The sequence below is a fragment of the Bacteroides ovatus genome (assembly GCF_001314995.1).
GTDB classification, from domain to species: Bacteria; Bacteroidota; Bacteroidia; order Bacteroidales; family Bacteroidaceae; genus Bacteroides; species Bacteroides ovatus.
The window spans coordinates 1,949,066-1,972,124 of sequence record NZ_CP012938.1 but is presented as its reverse complement, the minus strand read 5'-3'; the positions used below and the strand labels follow the sequence as shown (position 1 = coordinate 1,972,124).

The window sequence follows — 23,059 nt, the reverse complement described above, 5'->3', positions numbered from 1 at the left end:
TATTTATTATGAAGAGAAGAATTATTCTTTGTGCCGCCGTATTGATGGCGGCTGTGGCGAACACCTTCGCCTGCACCAACCTGATTGTCGGAAAAAATGCGTCTGCCGATGGCTCGACGATTGTTTCCTATTCTGCCGACTCGTATGGCTTATTCGGAGAACTTTATCATTATCCGGCTGCTACCTATCCAAAAGGTACGATGCTGAAAGTTTATGAATGGGATACCGGCAAGTATCTGGGAGAAATAGAGCAGGCACGCCAGACTTACAATGTAGTCGGTAATATGAATGAATATCAGGTTACCATTGGTGAGACAACTTTTGGCGGACGTCCGGAATTGGCCGATTCTACAGGGATTATCGATTACGGAAGTCTGATTTATATCGGTTTGCAACGTTCGCGCACTGCCCGTGAAGCAATTAAGATCATGACCGACTTAGTGCAGCAATACGGCTATTATAGCGAAGGAGAATCCTTTACTATTGCCGATCCGAACGAAATATGGATTATGGAAATGATTGGTAAAGGTCCCGGCATCCGTGGAGCAGTTTGGGTAGCTGTACGTGTGCCCGATGATTGCATTTCGGCCCATGCCAACCAGTCACGTATCCACCAGTTTGATATGAACGACAAGGAAAACTGCATGTACTCTCCGGATGTCGTTTCTTTTGCCCGCGAGAAGGGATATTTTAATGGAGTAAACAAAGACTTTAGCTTCTCATTAGCCTATGCGCCTCTTGATTTTGGTGCCCGCCGTTTCTGTGAGGCTCGTGTGTGGAGCTATTTTAATAAGTTCACAGATAACGGAAAAGATTATCTTCCTTACATTGAGGGAAAGACCAATACGCCGATGCCTCTTTTTGTGAAACCGAAACATAAGTTATCCGTGCAAGATGTGAAAGATATGATGCGCGACCATTATGAAGGAACGCCCCTTGACATCTCCAATGATTTTGGAGCCGGACCTTATAAGACACCTTACCGTCTTTCTCCTCTGAACTTCAAGGTAGATGGCCAGGAATATTTCAACGAACGTCCGATTTCCACTCAACAAAGCGGGTTTGTATTTGTTGCACAAATGCGGGCTCATAAGCCGGACCCGATAGGCGGTGTACTTTGGTTTGGTGTGGATGATGCGAACATGGCTGTATTTACCCCGGTTTATTGTTGTGCTACTAAAGTGCCGGTATGTTATACCCGTGTAGATGGGGCCGATTATATTACTTTCTCCTGGAATTCTGCTTTCTGGATTTTCAACTGGGTATCTAATATGGTCTATCCGCGTTATGATTTGATGATCGGTGATGTACGGGAAGCGCAGAAAGAAATGGAAACTACTTTCAACAATGCACAGGAAGGCATTGAAGAAATGGCTGCCAAACTGCTGGCAAAAGATAAGAACGCAGCGGTTGACTTTCTGACAAACTATACAAATATGACCGCACAGAGCACTTTCGATACTTGGAAACAATTGGGTACATTCTTGATTGTGAAGTACAATGATGGAGTGGTGAAACGTGTTAAAGACGGTCAGTTTGAGCGTAATTCTATTGGACAACCTGCCGGAGTGATGCGTCCCGGATATCCGAAAGAATTCTTGCAGGAATATGTCAAGCAGACTGGTGACAGATATAAAGTGCCACAAGAATAGATATTAAGTATGAGATATTAGGTATTAAGTATATCGCTTTTTAATTCTTAATTCTCAAATTTCAATTAAAAGAATAGGAATTATAAACTTATTATTTTACATTTGTGTGCTCAAGAAATTGATAATAAATAATTCATTAACCAATAAATAACAATCGAAATGGAAAATCAGGAACTTATTAAACAGGTCACTGAAAAAGCCGAAAAATGGCTAACCCCGGCTTATGATGCTGAAACCCAGGCTGAAGTGAAGCGTATGTTGGAAAACGATGATAAAACCGAACTAATTGAAGCTTTCTACAAAGATCTTGAATTTGGTACTGGTGGTCTGCGTGGTATTATGGGTGTAGGTAGCAATCGTATGAATATCTATACGGTAGGTGCTGCCACTCAAGGACTTTCCAACTATCTGAAAAAGAACTTCAAAGACCTGCCGCAGATTTCTGTAGTAGTAGGTCACGATTGCCGCAACAACAGCCGTTTGTTTGCGGAGACTTCTGCTAATATTTTCTCTGCCAATGGTATCAAAGTATATCTGTTTGACGACATGCGTCCGACACCGGAAATGTCTTTCGCCATCCGTCACCTCGGTTGCCAGAGCGGTATCATTCTGACTGCTTCTCACAATCCGAAAGAATACAACGGTTACAAGGCATATTGGGACGATGGTGCACAGGTATTGGCTCCACACGATAAAGGTATCATCGACGAAGTGAATGCAATTGCTTCTGCTGCCGATATTAAATTCCAGGGAAATCCGGATTTGATTCAGATTATCGGTGAAGACATCGATAAGATTTATTTGGATATGGTGAAAACTGTTTCTATTGATCCGGCAGCTATCGCCCGTCACAAAGACATGAAGATTGTCTATACTCCGATCCACGGTACAGGTATGATGTTGATTCCTCGTGCATTGAAAATGTGGGGATTTGAAAACGTATTTACTGTGCCCGAACAGATGATTAAGGACGGTAACTTCCCGACTGTCGTATCTCCGAACCCGGAAAACGCGGAAGCTCTTTCTATGGCTGTAAACCTTGCCAAAGAAATTGATGCTGACCTCGTTATGGCTTCCGACCCGGATGCTGACCGTGTGGGTATTGCTTGTAAGGATGATAAAGGCGAATGGGTACTGATTAACGGTAACCAGACTTGTATGATGTACCTTTATTATATTCTGACACAGTACAAACAACTGGGTAAGATTAAAGGTGGCGAGTTCTGCGTGAAGACAATCGTTACAACTGAACTAATCAAGAAAATCGCAGATAAGAACAATATCGAAATGCTTGACTGCTACACCGGATTTAAATGGATTGCCCGTGAAATCCGTCTGCGTGAAGGCAAACAGAAATATATCGGTGGCGGTGAAGAAAGCTACGGATTCCTTGCCGAAGATTTCGTTCGCGATAAAGATGCCGTATCAGCTTGCTGTTTGATTGCTGAAGTTGCTGCATGGGCAAAAGATAATGGAAAATCCTTGTATCAGTTGTTGCTGGATATCTACGTAGAATACGGATTCTCTAAAGAGTTTACTGTAAACGTAGTGAAACCGGGTAAGAGTGGTGCAGAAGAAATCAAAGCTATGATGGAGAACTTCCGTGCCAATCCTCCGAAAGAATTGGGTGGCTCTAAAGTGATCTTGAGCAAAGATTATAAGACACTGAAACAGACAGATGATAAAGGTAACGTAACTGCAATCGATATGCCGGAACCATCTAACGTACTTCAATATTTCACTGAAGACGGTAGCAAAGTTTCCGTTCGTCCTTCAGGTACAGAACCTAAGATTAAGTTCTATATGGAAGTTCAGGGTGAAATGGGTTGCCGCAATTGTTATGCTTCTGCCGAATCTGCCGCAATGGAAAAGATTGAAGCAGTGAAGAAATCATTGGGTATCTGATTTTGTTTCTTCTGAAATTTCAGATATAGATAACGAAAGATAAATAATAAATAGCGCCTCCATGGTCTTTTCGAAGATTATGGAGGCGCTTCTTTTTCTCTATACATAGCCCTGATTCTGCCTATTTTCGGGCTTTTTCCCCAACTTGGCACAGTTCTTTCATTTCCTTTGCATTCTTTAAGTCCACTTGCTAATCCTTCTTGCGAGAATCTTGTTGTATTGACATCATCTCAATTTCAACCCGCAGGCTGCGGATACACATGTTTTGTTGATGCTTTAGAGTGATACGTTCAGTTTCATATTCGTAAGTTGTTCGTTTGTAGTTATGTGTATTTCGTGGCCTGCTTTCTTAGTCTATTTTTCAGTCAGTGCTATTTCTTTTTTTTCTGTTATTTCTTCGTGCCTATCCAAGTCCATTTATGCCATATTGTTTCCAATGGTCCTTGTTTATGTTTAGACAGCCACCATTTGCAGAACCTAACTTGCGCCAGGAAAAGAATAATACCGATAATCAGGCTAAGAGTATATCCACAGTAAGGAGCAAGATAGAATCCGAATGGGAAATAGATAATGGCTCCCAAAATAGATTGAGAAATATAATTGGTCAAGCTCATTTTTCCGTAGAATCGCAGATTAGATACAGTTTTCTTGAACTGATCCTTCTGATAAAGCAACACGAAAGAAGCAACAAGTACAATCGTAAATGCAAATTTCTGCCACATATCAAAGGCAGTACCTACCGTTTGCTGAATTAAACTGCTGTCACTTTGCATGATCTGTTCTTTCAGAGAATACAGTGGCGCGAAACTGATAGCTGCAATAATAAGTGCTTTCATCCAGAACTTCAAATGAGATTCGGTAGTAACGAACAATTCTTTGCGTCCGATATATAAGCCAAACAGGAAAAGTCCGGCAGTCTGCAAGAAACGTCCGGCACCGATAGCCCAAAACAGACTTGCTTTCTGTCCCAGCGTAACATTACCTATCAGAAAATCCCAAAAGCTTCCGGCTTTGGTGTATTCCGCTACTTCAGCATACATGGCTCCGACATTCAAATCGGGTAGGGTATAGGCAGGATTGAAAAGGCTCATTATATAATGAAACCATTCAATCGGTTGCAGTGAAAACAAGATGGCGGTGATTAGAATCGCTTTGTCACTCCATTTACGTACGATAAATAGTACAAGACTGACTACAACAAACAGAAGCAGGACATCTCCTGCCGGGAAGAAAGCGGCATTCAGAGTGGCGAATCCTGCCAGCAATATCATTCTCCATAAAAAGCGGTAACCAAAATCTTTTCCTTTCAACTGCTGGTTGTGCGACTGGATATAGAAAGTGAATCCGAAAAGCAGAGCGAATATGGCATAAGACTTTCCGGCAAGCAGTGAAAATGTCGCATTAAATACTCCGGCATCCAAAATGGTAAGCCATTCAGGAGAACTTTCCGGATATACGGGGAAAATGAAATGCTCCAGGTTATGAACCAGAAGGATGGCCATTACAGCAAATCCTCTAAGAGCATCTACTACTTCAATTCGGGGTGTTTTTGTTGATAATTCCATGGGGCTAATTTATGATTGTTTTTTAGTTAGTATTCGTTTTACCCATCTATTGGCAGGCTTTTCAAAATAATAATAAGAAAGTAAGCTAAGCGCAATAGTGATGCAAAAAATGACGGGGACACTTATCATCCAATGTATGTGCCATTGATACAGAGTAGCCATTTGGAGGTATGTGAGTATAATAAATAAATGTATCAGATAGAAACTATAACTGATTTCTCCTCCTATCACTAAGACCCGATTGGATAGTAACCGGGATATATACCCTCTTTGTAAGGCAAAGATAAGTATCACCAAAGAAACGGGTAGCCAGTAGTAACAAGAATAGCGGTATACTTTGGGAATGTCTGCGGCACAAAAATAGAAAACAAAAAATAAAATGACTATTCCTATTTCTAATAGTGTTCCGGTGGAATAAGAAATCTTTTTGTTGAATATCGACCGATAAAACTGATAAAGTAAAACACCTACAAAAAAGTCCGGCAGGCGGGTGATTGGATTTACATACCAGTATGCTTTAATTTGTTCTTCAGCAGTCAGATGCATACCTGTCAGCATAATCAGCAGGCAGATGAAAAGAGTGATACATAGATTCCGTTTACTATTTAAGAAAGGAATGATGAGGGGGAAACAGAAATAAAATAACTGTTCGCAGCCCAGACTCCACGAAGGACTATTGAATGAGAAAAAATAATCTGCAGAAGGGAAGAATGGTTGCAATAAAAAAGTGGAAGCGGCGAAGTGTTTTATCCAGTCTGTCGTATCGTTGTATTGAACATACCCTCCTATACATGCGGCAATTAATAGAGTAAGTAGATGGAGGGGGTAAATGCGGGCAATGCGTGCTACCCAAAAGGTACGTTTGGTGGTGGTCGTTTCCAATAACTTTTCTTCATAATTATAGGCAATAATGAAGCCACTAAGGATGAAAAAAAAGCTGACTCCAACAAATCCTTCTTTAAAGAAGTGAGTGTCGAAGCTCGGATCCAGAACATAACAATGTGCCCCGAATACCATCAAGGCAAATAATATTCGTAAAGAAGTTAATGTGTTAATCACGATACTTATCCTTATCAGTTTTTTTGTATTCGCTGACAAAAGTACTGCTTTCTTGTGATATAAAAATTCACATAGATTAAAAAGATTCAAGATTCGGAGCGTAGGCGGCTAAGATGTTGGGGAGTCATGCCTAGAAAGGAGGCTATATATCCCAATTGGGCACGGTGAATGACATCGGGTTGCTCACGTAAAAGTTGTTCATAACGTTCTTTAGCCGGAAGATACAATCGGTTGATATGGTGAATATCCATGTACTACAAACATTCCTGATGAATGACACGTCCCCAGTTGGCAATTTCTATATTAGTTTCATAAATCTGATTTAAATCTTCAATACGTATGGCATATAATTCACAATCTTCCAGTAATTCTACATATTCGTATCCTGGTTGATTATGATATAAATCTTTCATGGCAAAGGTTATATCACCTTCGCGTGAAAACCAGATCGTGATTTCTTCTCCGTCACGTAAACAATAGGACCTGCAAAATCCTTTTTCAATAAAGTAGACGTGGCGGTCTAGTACTCCACCGTGTATCAGTAAATGTTTTTTGGGAAGCTCCATTTTCTTCATATAACTGAAGAGTACTTCCAAAGAACTGTCGGATACCGGATAATACTGACGGATTCCTTTGATGATATTTTCCATGTTTGATTTATTCATTTGGATGCTCTATCCACCAATCAATCATCTTTCGGGCAAGACTAAGTTTTCTGGGAAGTTCGGGTAAATTGTCTCTTGTATAAAAGTCTCCCGAACTCAATTCTTCATCTTGGAGGTTGATTTCTCCTCCGGCATAATCGGCAATAAAGCCGACCATTAGTCCGCTGGGATAAGGCCAGGGCTGATTACCGAAATAAGTGATATTTTTTACCTCCAGTCCGGTTTCTTCTTTCACTTCACGTGCTACACATTCTTCTAGCGTTTCTCCGGTTTCCAGAAATCCGGCAACGAGACTGTTGAATGTTCCTTTAAAATTGCGGGCATGCACTAAGAGTAGTGAATCTTTTTTTCTCACTAATACAAGAATCGCTGTGGAAATGGAAGGATATACTTCCCGGCCACATTTCGGACAACGCTTCATGATAGATTCTTTCTGTTCCATAGGCGTGCCGCAGGCGGAACAAAAGCGGCTGTTTCTATCCCAATGCAGAATCTCATGTGCTTTTCCTGCTGTCTGATAATGAGACAAAGGAAGATATTCATAGGAGGCACGAAGCCCTGTCATGATCCATTGCTCCGATTCTTCAATGGGAGAGGAGAGGGAGAAAGTCTTGCAGTTTCTCCCTTCTAGTGTAGTGATATTGTGTACGGTTGTTTTTTCTTTAATAACAATAGGAGAGCTTTCTTCACACGGGATGGCATATATGCCATCCTCTTTTTTCTCAAGAAGCAGTTGGTCTTTGTAAAAGATAAACCACCATGATTGTGCTGTCTGATTCATTTTAATTCTAATTCTTGATCTTCGCGCTGCGAAGTTATAAAAAAACTAGATTGATATTTAGACTTATCAGATAAAATACAGGGCAACTGCACCAAAATTTGATTCATAACCGTGCAGAAATGAGCTAAATGATAATTTTGCGGAGTGCCCTGAAAGGGCTTAATTATATAGCGTAGGGCAACGCCCTACGTAAAAACGACAATCTGAATTTGCGCCCTGAAAGGGCATAATTGTATACGGTTCCGCCCTTTCAGGGCTTGTGGCTGGTGTGTTTTTTTCGTAGGGCGTTGCCCTACGCTATATAATTAAGCCCTTTCAGGGCACCCCAATAAATATATAATTGTAAGGCTTTCAGCCTAACTGCAAAATTCCCATTTAACCGATAAATTCCCATTTAATTAAGAACTGTACTGAAACGAGTTAAACGGTGCGCTAATGAATGGGTCAAGGGTGAGGGTTGGTGAGGGTAGATTTATAACTTTCGTATTTTTTTTTATAAATAAAAAAGGAGATAGTATAGAAAATAATAAAATAAAAGGTTATAAATCTACCCTCACCAACCCTCACCTTTGACCCATATCTTATAATAAAAAGATAACGGGGAATCTTAAAAACTCAATCATCTTTTTCAGATTTACCACAACGTTTCCAGAATACTCCATTATTTTATTCAAAACTGTGCGGATATGAATTAAATATTGGTGCGGTTGCCCTGGATAAAATATCAATAGACTAACTCAATAAAATGCATTGTTCGACACCAATTTCCTGAATAAAATAATTGTCGTGTGAGATTGCTATCACAGTACCTGCATAATTTTTTATAGTAGCAGTGATAATTTCAATACTTTGTATGTCCAAATTGTTGGTAGGTTCATCCAGGATAAACATATCAGGGGTATTGTTACTAATCATCAGACAGCAGAAAGCGAGACGCATTTTCTCACCACCACTAAGTTTCCGGCAGGATTTGTCCCATTCGGATGCAGGAAACAAGTAACGGTTTAGAATAATCTTTATTTCATGCTCCGGCAGATTCCGGCTGTTGAAAGCGTAAGCCTGTTCAAGAATACTGTTCCGGTCGTCAATGATCGAATACTCTTGATTCAAATAGACATAGCTAAAGTCCGTTCGTGTCAGGGTTCCTTCCTGTGGTTGAAGTTGGCCAGTGATTAATTTCAATAGAGTTGTTTTTCCGCTACCGTTGGCTCCTTCTATACGGAGGCGGTCTCCGCTCTTTAGCTGAAAGCTGACAGGAGCTTGCCAAAGCTGTTGTTTTGAGATGCTATTTTCCTGAATATCATTGTTAATCGAATTGGAATGATAACTGAAGTTAATCTCTTTTGCTGTCACTAATATCTTCCCGGTATGAAGCGAGGAACTGTTGAAATCGGTTTTTAATGCCGCAGTCGGAGAGAGCGAACCTCGAAGCTGGTTACGTTCATTTGTTAACTTCTCGGCTTTTTCCTGATGGACGCCAGTCAGTTTACTAGTGCTCTTCTCGGATTTCCCTTGGAGTGCGTTCAATACAATGCGTGGAACTCCTTTTCTTATATTACTCTTTTCGCCGCGTACATTCTGTTTGTCCCTGCGTTCGGCCGTTTCGCGAGCCACTTTACGGGCAATACCTAGTGCCTTTTCTTTTTCTTCAATACGTTGTTGCAATGCTTCCTGCATCAGCGTTTTTTGTTCTTTGTAGAATTCGTAATTTCCGCCATAATAATTGATTTGATGCTTCTCCAATTCGCAAATCTCGGGGAGAAGATTGAGCAGGGTACGGTCATGACTTACCACCAACAGGGTGGAACGATATTTTTCTACCCAGTCATATAAACGTTGTCTGCCGGAAGAATCGAGATGATTGGTCGGTTCATCCATAAGTATGACAGATGGATGATGAATGTCCATACCTGCCAGGAATACGCGGGTCTTTTCGCCGCCACTAAGCAGATTCATCGGGTAGGATAGCGTAAACTGTCCTAATCCCCATAAATCGAGAGCGGCAATGGAACGTTCTTCGATATTCCAGTCATCATTTAGAATGGTGAAATTCTCGTTTGAGACATCTCCTGCCAGGATAGCGTGCAGAGCTTGCTGTTTACGCTCTATTTGAAGAGCTTGTGCGATGGTCAGTGAATCATATTGCCCGAAATGTTGCGGGATATAATATAGGTCGTCCGGGCGGACAATGACACCGGAAGAGGGTGATAACTGTCCGGCAATAATTTGTAGCAAAGTAGACTTGCCACAACCATTGTTACCGACTAATCCTAGTTTCTGCCCTTTACTGATGGCGAAATTGAGGTCACTGAATAATACTTCTTTATCCGGATGGATATAGCTGATTTGTTGGATACTGATAGACATGATGATCTATTGGGTTTGAGGTTGAAAATAGAGTGAAAAAAATCACAGGATAGGGGAACGACAAACACAATACTGGCTAAACAACACGGATTTCGTGATGCTTAACAAAATAGAAAAAGCATATAAGAAAAGTGATGTTTACTTAGAAGTGTTGTCTTACTTAGTAATTCTCATTGTGGTAGGTATATAGTTTAACTTGGCTGCAAAGATAACACTTTCTATTAGATTTCACTCTATTAAGACTGAAAAAGAATGAATTTCATTTATTTAGAGGCTCCGTTTACCTCATTCAGAGCCTCCGATTACTCCAAATAGAGCCTCTGTTTACCCTATTCAGAGGCTCTGTTTTAGAAGTGAGTTATACTCTTTCTTATTCTTATACATCAAACAGTTGATTTAATCCCTCACTCATACTGGGATGCGTGAAGATAAAATCGCGCAAGAATGTAGAGGTTTGCCCTGTTTTTATCGCCATAGCTACGATATTGATGATTTCTGAAGCATCGGCGCAGAATAGAGTACAGCCCATAATCTTCCCGTTATGATTATTGATGATAGCTTTTAGCATACCATCAGTCTGCCTCAATGTACGGGTACGGACGATGGAGGATGCCGGCAACCGGGAAACCTTAAATGAATATCCTCTTTTCAGAGCTTCTTCTTCACTGATTCCGATATGCGCCAATGGCGGATCAATAAACACTGCATATTGCACAGGATCACGGTCTCCGATATCACGTTTCTTGTCGCCGAAGAGCTGGTCACGGATAATCCGGAAATCATCCAGTGAGAGATATGTAAATTGCGATCCGCCTTTCACATCTCCCATTGCCCATATATGAGGAACAGTAGTGCGTAACTGATCGTTTACGATGATAGCTCCGTGAGCATCAACTCCTACACCCGCTGCTTGCAGATTCAATCCTTCAATCATCGGTTTACGTCCCGTTGCGATAAGAATGGCATCTCCATCTACATAATAAGGAGTACCGTCGGATACGTCCGAGTAAGTCAGTGTCACTCCGTCATTCGTGTCATGGATAGACTGCGCACGAGCGTTCAGATGGATTTCAATACCTTTCTTCTCCATCACTTCTTTGACGCTGTTTGCAATATCCCGATCTTCACGAGGCATAAATTTGTTTCCTCCTTCGAGTATCGTCACTTTACTGCCGAAACCGGCATACATAGAAGCGAGCTCCAGTCCGATATATCCTCCACCTATGATAATCAGGTGATGAGGAAGTACGCTTAGATCCAGAAGCGTGCTACTGGTATATACATGCTGACTTTGCTGAATGCCATCTATTGCCGGGATAATAGGAGTAGACCCCGTATTGATAAAAATCTCTTTTCCTTGCAGCTCGATATATCCTTCAGGTAGTGTTACCTTTATAGTATTCGCGGATATAAAAGAACCCATCCCGGTGTAGATAGTCACATTAGGACGTTTACTTAGTCTTTCGTAATTATCATTCCTAAGAAAGGAAGTGAGGCGGTTCTTTCGGCCGATGGCCTGTTTGTACATATTCGTCTGCTTCGGAAAATCATCGTGGTAAAGCAAAGCGGAAACCTCGGCTTCATGCACCAGCGTCTTTGTTGGGATACAGGCTACATTCGGACAGCTTCCTCCATACATCATGTTGGAACGTTCTACGATGGCCACTTGCCATCCGCGGTTGGAAAGTTCGGCAGCCAGGGTTTTCCCTGCCTTGCCGAATCCTATAATAATTGCATCATATTGTTTCATAACTTCTTGTATTAACGATTCGTATGAGACTATATAACAGTCTGAAAATACGATTTGTTCCGCAATGGCAAGAAGTCAGAATCCTCTTTAGTGGTTGTCTTAGTCTTTTTTAAGTGTTTTGAGTACGCGTTGTGACGAGTCGGATAATAACACTACGGCACTGGCCAGGATCACAATGTCTTTAATCACCAACCGCCCTGCACCGGATAGTAATGGGAAACCGAATTCTCCGCTTCCCAAGTCGGGAACCCAGACTTCCGGGGTGGTGACAAGAAAAGAAAGTGTGCCGAGCGTCATGATAATGGCGAGGGTGTCGCCTGCCAATCCCACTTTTGGGAAAAAGATTCCCAGAAATACCAGTATGCCGATGCTCATAATAAGAGCTCCCAGTCCGTAAGAGAAAGTATAAGTGCGGTTTGCTTCGTGCCATGCACGATTTTCCGGGACAAAAGCACCTTCCGCATTTTTATGTTCTTTGTATTCGGGTGCACCTTTAGCATAGAAGAAACTCATAAAAGGACTGTTGGCAACAAACGGAACAATCCCGTCGGCTTCATAATGGAAATACTTCAATCCGCCTATCCATACAAATACTACCAGGATGGCAACGCGGATAAATTTCATACCAAAACTTTTCAGACTTGAAGTGAAGGTCAGTAAAGCGATCAATTTCTCTTTCATTTTGTTGGGGTTTTAATTGGTTTATCTTATGTTGCAAAGGTCGTCCATTTCCACTACCCCCCAAATAGCAATACTTCCGTATGCCTTGTCAATTTTTCCCTTCCTGTGTGTTTCTGAATTGTACGGCACTCTGTCCGGTCATATTTTTGAAGAAACGGCTGAAAGAGGCCTGGTCTTCAAATCCAAGAATATCGGCAATTTCTTTAGCACTTTTGTTGCTGTAAAGCAAAAGGCGTTTGGCTTCCGCTTCCACCCGTTCGTGGATTACCCGGAGTGGCGAAGGCAGTTTACAGGTTGAAAAGATGTTCGATAGTGTCTTGGGAGATTTGTGTAGCATATCGGCATAGTCCTGTACCTGCTTCTTTGTCCGATAATGCTCGTCAACCAAGTTATAGTATTGGCGGACAATCTCGAAACCGGATTCTTTTTCACGGGTGATATTCATGCGATGACGTGCAATACGGGTACATTGAATGATGAAGCGTTTCAGCAGGATGCGTAGCATCTCCTCCTGCAGGCTGTCGGAAACGGTAAACTCGTTTTCCAGTGCTTCGGTAATGGTGTCGAGCTCTTTACGTTCTTTTTCATTCAGGGTAAAACGGATCAGGTGAGAAGAACCGTTGAACAGGAAACCGCTGCACGACACTTCATGGTCATTGCCATAAATGCAATAGAAATTGCTGTTGAACAGCAAAGTCAGGTATTCGCCGTCAATCGATTTAAATTCGAGGTGTTGCAGATGGGTGAGTGAAATCACTTCATCCTTGGTAAGCATCATTTCCTGATGATCGATTTCTACTGTAATGCTTCCGCTGCGTACCCATATAAATTTATAAAGCCCTTTTTCTTTTTGCAGTGCTTTTTCTGTCAGATAAGAGTCTGTAAGTGCGAGTGTTCCTTTTAGTTTCGTGTGATATTGTTGTAACATAATTAATCCTCCATTGCTGATGCGTCAAATGATAATGGCAGTAGATCGCCTATACTTTTTACTTCGTAGATACATTCTTTGCCATATAATAGGATGCGGATGGGTTGTTTGTAACGCTTTTCCGTTTCCAGAATCACTTGCCGGCAAGCGCCGCAGGGAGGAATCGGTTGGTCGATGAAATCTTTTTCCGTTCGTGCCGCGATGGCAAGAGTGACAACCGGTTGGTCGGGATATTGGGAGTTGGCATAGAATAGGGTAGTACGTTCTGCACAAAGCCCCGACGGATAGGCCGCATTTTCCTGATTGGTTCCTGTCACTACTGTCCCGTTGCCCAATAGCGCAGCGGCACCTACGGAGAAATGGGAGTACGGAGAATAACTACGAGCTGTTGCCTCCATGGCAGTCTGCATAAGTGCCCGATCGGCCTCATTCAACTCATCATATTGATATACTTTAATAATAGCGGTAATTGTGAGGTCTCTCATATACGTTAGGGTATTGGTTTCTACAATTAATGTTACAAAGTTAGGAAAGAGATTGATAATCCCAATTATTTTTCAGATTTTTGTGCCATCTAATTCACATCTGAATAAAAATGGAGAATAAACTGCATAGACTTATCTTTTTAACCGTTATTTTTTTCTTTGCCGTAGGAGTGCAGGCACAGAAACGGAATGCCCGTTACGTCGAGTATATAAATAAGTATAGTGATTTGGCTGTTGAACAGATGAAGCTTCATAAGATTCCGGCGAGTATTACATTGGCGCAAGGATTGTTGGAAAGCGGTGCCGGATACAGCCAGTTGGCACGAAAGAGTAATAACCACTTTGGTATTAAATGTGGTGGCAGTTGGCGGGGACGTACGGTTCGTCATGATGATGATGCGCGCAACGAATGTTTCCGTGCTTATAAGCATCCGCGTGACTCTTACGAAGATCATTCCGACTTCCTTAGAAGAGGTGCCCGTTACGCTTTTCTTTTCAAACTGGATATCACCGATTATAAAGGATGGGCGCGTGGACTGAAAAAAGCAGGCTATGCTACCGATCCTTCTTATGCTAATCGTCTGATTACAATTATCGAAGATTATGACTTGTATAAATACGACCGTAAGGGGGTATATTCGGAACGGAAACTGAAAAAGAATCCTTGGTTGATGAGCCCGCATCAGGTGTATATCGCTAATGATATTGCTTATGTGGTAGCCCGCAACGGTGATACCTTTAAAGATTTAGGTAACGAATTTGATATTAGTTGGAAGAAACTTGTGAAGTACAACGACTTGCAGCGTGATTATACCTTGATGGAAGGAGATATCATCTATCTGAAGAGCAAGAAGAAAAAGGCTTCCAAACCTTATACTGTATATGTTGTGAAAGATGGAGATTCCATGCATGGCATCTCTCAAAAATATGGTATCCGCCTCAAAAATCTGTATAAGATGAATCGTAAGGATGGTGAGTATGTTCCGGAAATCGGAGATAGATTGCGTCTGCGGTAGAGACTTCTCTCAAAAGTTTCGAATTTCGGAAACTTAATGACTCATTCATGTGTTATTATCTTGATAAAACATGATTAGAATATGAGTCTAAACATTGCAAAAAGTAATAAGAAACGTGTCGTCATAGTAGGCGGTGGTTTCGGTGGCTTGAAACTGGCTAACAAGCTGAAAAAGTCAGGCTTTCAAGTCGTATTGATAGATAAAAACAACTATCATCAGTTTCCTCCTTTGATTTATCAGGTGGCTTCGGCTGGTATGGAGCCAACTTCCATATCCTTCCCCTTCCGTAAAATATTCCAGCATCGGAAAGATTTCTATTTCCGTATGGCGGAAGTACGTGCCATTTTCCCGGAAAAGAATATGATACAGACTTCCATCGGAAAAGCAGAATATGACTATCTGGTGTTAGCAGCAGGTACTACAACCAACTATTTCGGTAATAAACATATCGAAGAGGAAGCCATGCCGATGAAAAATGTGTCAGAAGCGATGGGATTGCGAAACGCTCTTCTGGCTAATCTGGAACGAGCGCTGACCTGTTCAACGAAGCAGGAACAACAAGAGTTATTGAATATTGTAATTGTGGGAGGTGGAGCTACCGGGATAGAAGTAGCCGGAATACTTTCCGAGATGAAGAAATTTGTCTTGCCGAATGATTATCCTGATATGCCCAGCAGTCTGATGCACATCTATTTGATTGAAGCCGGGCCGCGATTGCTTGCCGGAATGTCGGAAGAATCATCTGCACATGCTGAACAGTTTCTCCGTGAAATGGGAGTAAATATCCTGTTGAATAAACGTGTTGTGGATTATCGTGACCATAAAGTAGTACTTGAAGATGGTACAGAGATTGCCACGCGTACTTTTATTTGGGTGAGTGGTGTCACCGGTGTGACTATCGGAAATCTGGATGCCTCTCTGATTGGGCGTGGAGGCCGTATTAAGGTCGATTCATTTAACCGTGTAGAGGGGATGAATAATGTGTTTGCTATTGGCGACCAATGTATTCAGGTTGCTGATGAAGATTACCCGAACGGACATCCTCAATTAGCGCAAGTGGCTATCCAGCAAGGGGAATTGCTGGCAAAGAATCTAGTACGTATGGAGAAAGGACGGGAGATGAAACCTTTCCATTACCGTAATTTGGGTTCGATGGCGACTGTAGGACGTAATCGTGCCGTGGCAGAGTTTAGTAAAGTAAAGATGCAGGGATGGTTTGCCTGGGTGATGTGGCTGGTTGTTCATCTGCGCTCTATTCTTGGGGTACGCAATAAGGTTATTGTACTCTTGAATTGGGTATGGAATTATTTCACTTACGATCAGTCTATGCGTATGATTGTCTATGCCCGTAAAGCAAAAGAGATTCGTGATCGTGAAAAGGTGGAGGAAACTACCCATTGGGGGAAAGAACTGGTACAAGAGGAAAAGAACCCCTCAATTACATCATCATCCAAGTAGACAGGCTTCCTGTCGACAGGATGATAGATGCTATTCTGAACGGTAAATTCGTACAGGGTGTCCGATATCGGACACCCTTTGTTTTTTGTTATCTTCTATTTATCAACCATTTACGATTTTGGCACAGATTTGGTATATAAAGTACCGAATTGATACATCATAAAATAGTAAATGATCGGATATGGACAGAGAAATTCCTAAAGAGGTACGTCAAAAAGAACGTAATAAGAAGATAATTCGTTATTCATCCATTGGAGTGGCAAGTATTATTGCCATCGGTGTACTTATATCTGTATTAAGGGCAGGAGTGGAGGCAAAGGATCTTGTCTTTTCCACAGTCGATAAAGGGGTGATTGAGGTAAGTGTCAGTGCTTCCGGTAAGGTTGTCCCTGCTTTTGAAGAAATTATCAATTCTCCGATCAACAGTCGTATTATTGAAGTCTATAAAAAAGGGGGAGATAGCGTAGACGTAGGTACTCCGATTCTGAAACTGGACCTTCAGAGTACGGAAATTGAATATAAGAAGTTGCTGGACGAGGAACAAATGCGCCAGTATAAGCTTGATCAGCTTCGCGTCAATAATCAGACGAAACTTTCCGATATGGCAATGCAGATTAAAGTGTCGGCAATGAAATTGAGTCGGATGAAAGTGGAGTTGAGAAATGAACACTATCTGGACAGCCTCGGTGCAGGAACAACAGATAAAGTACGCCAGGCCGAATTGAGCTATAATGTGGCTCAATTAGAGTACGAACAACTTCAGCAACAATATAAAAATGAGAAGGAAGTAGCTGCTGCCGAATTGAAAGTTCAGGAGCTTGATTTTAATATCTTTCGCAAGAGCCTTTCCGAAAAGAAACGTACGTTGGATGATGCACAAATCCGTTCCCCGCGTAAAGCTATTCTTACCTATATTAATAACCAAATTGGTGCACAGATTTCCGAAGGCGGACAGGTAGCTATCATTTCTGATTTGAGCCATTTTAAAGTGGAAGGCGAGATTGCGGATACGTACGGTGATCGTGTAGCAGCCGGAGGAAAAGCAATTGTTAAGATAGGGAGCGACAAACTGGAAGGGACAGTTAGCAGTGTTACACCACTATCCAAGAATGGTGTGATATCATTTACCGTTCAGTTGAAAGAAGATAATCACCGCCGCTTACGTTCCGGACTAAAGACAGATGTTTATGTGATGAATGCTGTGAAGGAAGATGTAATGCGCATAGCCAATGGCTCTTTCTATGTGGGACGCGGTGAATATGAACTTTTTGTCTGCAATTCGGATAATGAACTGGTAAAACGTAAAATACAGTTAGGAGATTCTAATTTTGAATATGTAGAAGTGTTGAGCGGATTGCAACCGGGTGATAAAGTAGTAGTAAGCGATATGAGTGCTTATAAGAACAAGAATAAGTTGAAAATTAAATAAACTAAATACTAGAAGTTATGATAACATTGAACTCTCTTTCTAAGATTTATCGTACGGACGAGATTGAGACGGTAGCATTGGAGAATGTAAATCTGACGGTAGAACGTGGAGAATTTCTAAGTATAATGGGACCTTCCGGATGCGGAAAATCCACCCTGCTGAACATAATGGGATTGCTTGATGCACCTACAATGGGAATGGTGGAAATCAACGGAATACGTACCGAAGGAATGAAAGACAAGGAACTGGCGGTTTTTCGTAATAAAACGCTCGGTTTTGTATTTCAGTCTTTTCATTTGATTAATTCGTTGAATGTGATGGATAATGTAGAACTCCCCTTGCTTTATCGACGTATGGCTGGTAGTGAACGAAAACGGTTGGCACAAGAGGTATTGGAAAAAGTAGGATTAAGCCATCGTATGAGACATTTTCCTACACAACTTTCCGGTGGGCAGTGCCAACGTGTAGCTATTGCCCGTGCGATTATTGGTAATCCCGAAATAATCCTTGCCGATGAGCCGACAGGTAACTTGGATTCAAAGATGGGAGCTGAAGTAATGGAACTGCTTCATCGGTTGAATAAGGAAGACGGACGTACTATCGTGATGGTTACCCATAATGAAGAACAGGCGAAGCAGACTTCGCGCACTATTCGTTTCTTCGATGGACGCCAGGTACAATAGAAACGGCCTCTTACGATTAGAACTAAATGGAAAAATTGATTAATGTATCTCTAAATTAAAAATCATCATGACAAAGAATATTTTCATCGTTGCGATAGCTGTCCTGTTAAGTGTTGCTTTCTGTTCGCTATCGGCACAAAATGTGAGTAAAGATTATAATGTAGACGAGTTTTCTGCCATAAACCTGCAATCTGTCGGGAATATTATTTTTACTCAATCGGCAGGATGCTCCTGCCGTTTGGAAGGTCCTTCTGAATTTGTAGAAAAAACAAGGGTGACAGTGAAAAACGGAACTTTGGTTATCTCGTATAAAGATAGGAATGCGAGGAATATCAAGAACCTTATTTGCTATATTACTGCTCCCGATTTGAGTAAAGTGAAAATTGATGGAGTAGGGAACTTCGATGCAAAAGAAGAACTAAAACTTAAAAATATAGCTTTCGAACTTGATGGAGTAGGCAACTGTAACGTGAAAAGTCTATATTGCGATGAGTTGAAACTAGATGTTGACGGAGTAGGCAATATGAAGTTGAATGTTGATTGCAGCACTATCAAAGCTAAAGTGGATGGAGTAGGAAATATCACTGTATCCGGTAAAGCGGATGCAGCTTTCTTTAAGCGGGATGGCGTTGGTAAAATCAACTCCAAAAACCTGAAGTGTAAAGACGTAACAAAGAAAGGTTGGAATATCTAATGTAGAACATTCTTCTGTGAACTCCTGTAGAATCAAATCAAAAAAAGAATAAGAAGATGTGGAAGCAATACATAAAGCAAGCTCTTTACCAGTTGAAAGAGAACCGGCTTATTAGTATTGTCTGTATGGTAGGTACAGCTTTGGCTATTTGCATGATAATGGTGATCGTGCTGACATTGCAGATACGGATAAAAGACTGCGTGCCGGAAGTTAACCGTTCACGATCATTGTATGTCAAGGCAATGACGTCCCGGCATAAAGAGCAACACAATAATGCTGCCAGCAGCCAGATGTCCGTCACGACTGCCCGTGAATGCTTTAAGACGTTGACAATACCTGAAGCGGTTACCATTACTTCCGTTAATAATAAGATGCGTGCTTCTCTTCCCGGAGGAGGCAGGATGAGTGTAGATGAAATGGAAACGGATGAAGCGTTCTGGCAAGTCTTTTGCTTTGAATTCTTGTGTGGCAAACCATATACGAAAGCCGATTTTGAGAGTGGGCTGTCCAAGGCAGTGGTTTCTGCCAGTGTGGCACGCCACCTGTTCGGTACAACTGACGTGGTAGGGCGTACCATCCAATTAAATAAAGCGGATTATACCATTACAGGAGTAGTGAAAGACGTATCAAAGTTGGCGACAGCTTCTTATGCACAGGTCTGGATTCCCTATACATCAACTGATTTGGCTTCTTTCTCGTGGAGAGAAAATCTGATGGGACCTATGCGGGCGGTCATCCTTGCACGTTCGTCCGACGATTTTCCGGCTATTCGTGCTGAAGTCGAAAAATATCGTCAGGTCTACAATAGTAAGCTGAAGGATATGGAATTGATTTATCGTGGTCAGCCGGATACTCAATTTGCCTACCTTTACCGCCATTGGGGGACAGACTTGGATATGAAACACATTGTCAGGCGATTCATTCTTATCATTGTGATTCTCCTCTTGGTTCCAGCTATCAACCTAAGTAGTATGACTTTATCCCGCATGCGGAAGCGTATGACGGAAATCGGTGTCCGGAAAGCATTCGGTGCTACTGCCAACGAATTGTTGCGACAGGTATTCTGGGAGAATCTGATATTGACACTGCTTGCGGGAATACTGGGACTGATATTGAGCTATTCAGCTACTTTCCTGTTAAACTCATTCCTTTTTGATAACAGTGAGAATGCAGGTCTTGCCGGGGAAACTTCTCTTTCCACTGATATGCTGTTCAGTCCGTTGACGTTTCTCGTTGCATTCTGTTTCTGCCTGTTATTAAATCTATTGAGTGCCGGAATTCCGGCTTGGAGAGTGTCGAGAATGAACATTGTAGATGCAATAAACCAAAGATGAAATGATGAAACAGTTATTGAAACAAATATATAATGAGCGCCGGAGCAATGCTTTTCTATGGATTGAGCTATTGTTGGTGTTTGTCGTATTGTGGTATATCATTGATTTGGTTTATGTCACTTTGCATATCTATTATCAGCCAATGGGCTTTAATATAGAAAATACGTATGTATTACGTATGAACCGTCTTACCGATAAATCTACCGATTTCAATCCGGAGCTGACTGTTAAAGATGATATGACTGCTTTAAGGGAAATAGCCGGACGTTTGTCCCGTCATCCGGAAGTTGAATCTGTCTGTATCTCTCAAAACAGTATTCCATACAATGAAGGGTGCAGTGGAGCGAGTTTCCGTTTTCCGGATAACGACACGGTTTGGATAAGTACGATGGATCGTTGGACGACTCCTGAATATTATAAGGTGTTTCGTTTCCGGAATATCGATGGTTCCGGTCATGAAAGTCTGGTGAAAGCTTTGGAGAAAAATACAATAATCGTTCCTGTCGATGTTGCAGACTATTATCCGGATGCTACTTTCCACGGAAAAGACCTTTTGGGTAAAGAAGTTCGCATGAGTGATACCAACTTTCGTATTGCAGCTTTAACAGAGCCCGTTCGCTACGATCGTTATAACATTGCCGGAAAACCTTTTACCGGAACCTATATCGGCACTTACCTTTCTGACGAACAAATGGAAACAGTCGAAAACGTAGCCTATCTCGAATTAAGTCTGCGTGTCCGCGAAGGTGTAGACGATGGCTTTGTGGAACGTCTTATGAATGATGCCGACCGTATCTATCAGGTAGGGAATATTTATATACTTGATGTCACTCCATTAAGCAAAGTCCGGACAGCCAGTGAGATAGACAATGATAATGAATTACGTACCCAGTTCTGTATTCTCTTTTTCCTGTTGTTGAATATCTTTCTGGGAGTGATCGGCACTTTCTGGTTCCGTACCCAGCAACGCCGGGGAGAAGTTGCTTTACGCATGGCAATGGGAGCTAACCGGAAAAACATATTCTATCGTTTGATTACGGAAGGTTTGTTACTGTTAAGCATGTCGGCTCTTCCTGCCGTATTGATTGCATTCAATATTGGATATACTGAACTAGTGGATATATCACAAATGGCATTTACAGTACCCCGTTTCCTGATAGCCATTTTACTGACATATCTCTTGATGGCGATAATGATTATTCTTGGCGTGTTGTATCCGGCTCTGCAATCAATGAAAGTGCAACCGGCCGAAGCACTAAGAGACGAGTAAGAAATATACTGAACTTTATACTGGTAACGATCATGATAAAACTCTATTTTAAACAAGCATTCCATCTGTTGGGAGAAAATAAACTGCTTTCTTCTATTTCCATTATTGGTACAGCTTTGGCTATTGCTATGATAATGGTAATTGTGATTACTTTACGTGCGACTATTGCTCCCTTTGCACCGGAAACCCATCGTGACCGGATGCTTATTTTCCGGTTTGCCGGACTTCAAAGTAAGTCCAACGTGAATTGGCAAAGCAATGGCCCTATCGGATACAATACGGCAAAGGCTTGTTTCAAAGCAATGACAATTCCCGAAGTTGTTTCCATAACCAATATCTGGCAGGAAACAATGCTGGCTGCTAAACCGGCAGGTGAGATGGAAAGTTGTAGTGTGTTGCAAACAGACGATGCTTTCTGGAAAATATTTGAATTTGAGTTTCTATCTGGTAAACCGTATGATAATGCCGATTTTGATGCCGGAGCAGCAAAAGCTGTGATTTCCGAAGATATGGCTCGCCGTTTGTTCGGAACATCAGAAGTGGTTGGAAAAACATTCCTTCTGAATCATTCGGCTTATATTGTTTGCGGAGTGGTACGTCCGGTCTCTAAACTGGCGAAATACGCCTATGCGCAAGTTTGGATTCCTTTGAGTTCAACAAGTGCCTTCACAGCCACTTGGGGCGATGACAATATCATGGGTATGACTGCCGTCTATATACTGGCTAAATCGAGAGACGATTTTCCGGCTATTCGTCAGGAGGCAGACCGCTTGCGGGCTATCTTTATGGCAGGGCATCCCAATTTCGATTTACTCTATCGCGGACAGCCTGATACTTATTTCGTAGCCGCGCAACGCTATTCCGCCAACAATCCTCCTGCTGTGAAAGAAGCAGTACGGCAATACATACTGACATTACTTGTCTTATTGATTGTTCCTGCCGTCAACTTATCCGGACTTACTTTGTCACGCATGCGTAAGCGTATCTCCGAAATAGGAGTGCGAAAAGCCTTTGGTGCCCCCAGACGGGAGCTTATGATGCAGGTACTATCCGAAAATATGCTTTATTCCCTGTTCGGAGGAATTCTCGGACTGGTATTAAGTTATGTCGCCGCTTTCCTTTTGGGAGGAATGCTTTTCTCCGTAGACTTTGTATCCAATGGGGTGGAAGATTTGCGGACCATGTGTGTCGACTTACTGTTCGATCCTACCGTATTCCTGCTGGCATTTCTGGCTTGCTTCCTACTCAATTTATTAAGTGCCGCCATTCCGGCATGGAGAGTAACTCGCACCAATATTGTGGATGCCATCAACGAAAGATAATTCTTCAACTCATCT

18 protein-coding genes and 1 pseudogene are annotated in these 23,059 nt (G+C 41.9%); 10 read left to right on the top strand and 9 right to left on the bottom strand.

The annotated features are described in order from the left end of the window. The first annotated feature begins 8 nt into the window (after positions 1 to 8). Positions 9 to 1,652 carry a C69 family dipeptidase gene (locus tag Bovatus_RS07985; RefSeq protein WP_032849015.1) on the top strand — a complete coding sequence of 548 codons (1,644 nt, stop codon included), beginning with the start codon at positions 9 to 11 and terminating at the stop codon, positions 1,650 to 1,652. A gap of 159 nt (positions 1,653 to 1,811) precedes the next feature. Further along, complete coding sequence (locus tag Bovatus_RS07980; RefSeq protein WP_004300737.1) at positions 1,812 to 3,557, top strand: phospho-sugar mutase; 1,746 nt, start codon at positions 1,812 to 1,814, stop codon at positions 3,555 to 3,557. Positions 3,558 to 3,946: 389 nt separating this feature from the next. On the opposite strand, the gene Bovatus_RS07975 is transcribed toward Bovatus_RS07980, so the two are convergent. The 9 genes and pseudogenes from Bovatus_RS07975 to cdd all read right to left on the bottom strand — a co-directional run bounded on the left by Bovatus_RS07975 (position 3,947) and on the right by cdd (position 13,838). Continuing rightward, positions 3,947 to 5,122 carry a DUF418 domain-containing protein gene (locus Bovatus_RS07975; protein ID WP_004300735.1) on the bottom strand — a complete coding sequence of 392 codons (1,176 nt, stop codon included), beginning with the start codon at positions 5,120 to 5,122 and terminating at the stop codon, positions 3,947 to 3,949. 9 nt (positions 5,123 to 5,131) lie between these two features. Then, on the bottom strand, positions 5,132 to 6,181 hold the full coding sequence (locus Bovatus_RS07970; RefSeq protein ID WP_004321432.1) for an acyltransferase family protein: 1,050 nt from the start codon (positions 6,179 to 6,181) through the stop codon (positions 5,132 to 5,134). A gap of 86 nt (positions 6,182 to 6,267) precedes the next feature. Continuing rightward, positions 6,268 to 6,831 (bottom strand): annotated as a pseudogene (locus tag Bovatus_RS07965) (Crp/Fnr family transcriptional regulator). A gap of 7 nt (positions 6,832 to 6,838) precedes the next feature. Beyond that, positions 6,839 to 7,627 carry an NAD(+) diphosphatase gene (nudC, locus tag Bovatus_RS07960; RefSeq protein ID WP_004300728.1) on the bottom strand — a complete coding sequence of 263 codons (789 nt, stop codon included), beginning with the start codon at positions 7,625 to 7,627 and terminating at the stop codon, positions 6,839 to 6,841. A gap of 732 nt (positions 7,628 to 8,359) precedes the next feature. After that, positions 8,360 to 9,994, bottom strand: coding sequence for an ABC-F family ATP-binding cassette domain-containing protein (locus Bovatus_RS07955; RefSeq protein WP_004300722.1), 1,635 nt, complete (start codon positions 9,992 to 9,994; stop codon positions 8,360 to 8,362). Positions 9,995 to 10,370: 376 nt separating this feature from the next. Next, the gene (locus Bovatus_RS07950) at positions 10,371 to 11,744 is read right to left on the bottom strand and encodes an FAD-dependent oxidoreductase (RefSeq protein WP_004300720.1); all 1,374 of its coding nucleotides are present in this window, start codon (positions 11,742 to 11,744) and stop codon (positions 10,371 to 10,373) included. A 99-nt stretch (positions 11,745 to 11,843) separates the two neighbouring features. Next, positions 11,844 to 12,425 carry a DUF417 family protein gene (locus Bovatus_RS07945; protein WP_004300718.1) on the bottom strand — a complete coding sequence of 194 codons (582 nt, stop codon included), beginning with the start codon at positions 12,423 to 12,425 and terminating at the stop codon, positions 11,844 to 11,846. Positions 12,426 to 12,513: 88 nt separating this feature from the next. After that, a complete protein-coding gene (locus tag Bovatus_RS07940) occupies positions 12,514 to 13,353 on the bottom strand; it encodes an AraC family transcriptional regulator (protein WP_004300715.1) in 840 nt (279 codons plus the stop codon). Positions 13,354 to 13,355: 2 nt separating this feature from the next. Then, entirely contained in the window at positions 13,356 to 13,838 is a 483-nt protein-coding gene (gene cdd / locus Bovatus_RS07935) for a cytidine deaminase (protein ID WP_004300713.1), read from the bottom strand. A 110-nt stretch (positions 13,839 to 13,948) separates the two neighbouring features. Between cdd and Bovatus_RS07930 the strand changes: the two genes are divergently transcribed. The 8 genes from Bovatus_RS07930 to Bovatus_RS07895 all read left to right on the top strand — a co-directional run bounded on the left by Bovatus_RS07930 (position 13,949) and on the right by Bovatus_RS07895 (position 23,044). Then, positions 13,949 to 14,854, top strand: a complete 906-nt coding sequence (locus Bovatus_RS07930) for a glucosaminidase domain-containing protein (RefSeq protein ID WP_004300711.1) — start codon at positions 13,949 to 13,951, stop codon at positions 14,852 to 14,854. 81 nt (positions 14,855 to 14,935) lie between these two features. Beyond that, complete coding sequence (locus Bovatus_RS07925) at positions 14,936 to 16,312, top strand: NAD(P)/FAD-dependent oxidoreductase (protein WP_004300709.1); 1,377 nt, start codon at positions 14,936 to 14,938, stop codon at positions 16,310 to 16,312. 181 nt (positions 16,313 to 16,493) lie between these two features. Further along, positions 16,494 to 17,741 carry an efflux RND transporter periplasmic adaptor subunit gene (locus tag Bovatus_RS07920; protein WP_004300706.1) on the top strand — a complete coding sequence of 416 codons (1,248 nt, stop codon included), beginning with the start codon at positions 16,494 to 16,496 and terminating at the stop codon, positions 17,739 to 17,741. A 17-nt stretch (positions 17,742 to 17,758) separates the two neighbouring features. Beyond that, a complete protein-coding gene (locus Bovatus_RS07915) occupies positions 17,759 to 18,424 on the top strand; it encodes an ABC transporter ATP-binding protein (protein ID WP_004300704.1) in 666 nt (221 codons plus the stop codon). Between the two features lie 67 nt (positions 18,425 to 18,491). Continuing rightward, on the top strand, positions 18,492 to 19,118 hold the full coding sequence (locus Bovatus_RS07910; RefSeq protein ID WP_004300703.1) for a GIN domain-containing protein: 627 nt from the start codon (positions 18,492 to 18,494) through the stop codon (positions 19,116 to 19,118). Between the two features lie 56 nt (positions 19,119 to 19,174). Then, a complete protein-coding gene (locus tag Bovatus_RS07905) occupies positions 19,175 to 20,452 on the top strand; it encodes an ABC transporter permease (RefSeq protein ID WP_004300701.1) in 1,278 nt (425 codons plus the stop codon). A 1-nt stretch (position 20,453) separates the two neighbouring features. Then, positions 20,454 to 21,722: an ABC transporter permease gene (locus Bovatus_RS07900; protein WP_004300700.1), complete on the top strand. Its 1,269-nt coding sequence runs from the start codon at positions 20,454 to 20,456 to the stop codon at positions 21,720 to 21,722. 32 nt (positions 21,723 to 21,754) lie between these two features. Then, complete coding sequence (locus tag Bovatus_RS07895; RefSeq protein ID WP_004300698.1) at positions 21,755 to 23,044, top strand: ABC transporter permease; 1,290 nt, start codon at positions 21,755 to 21,757, stop codon at positions 23,042 to 23,044. Positions 23,045 to 23,059 lie beyond the last annotated feature (15 nt).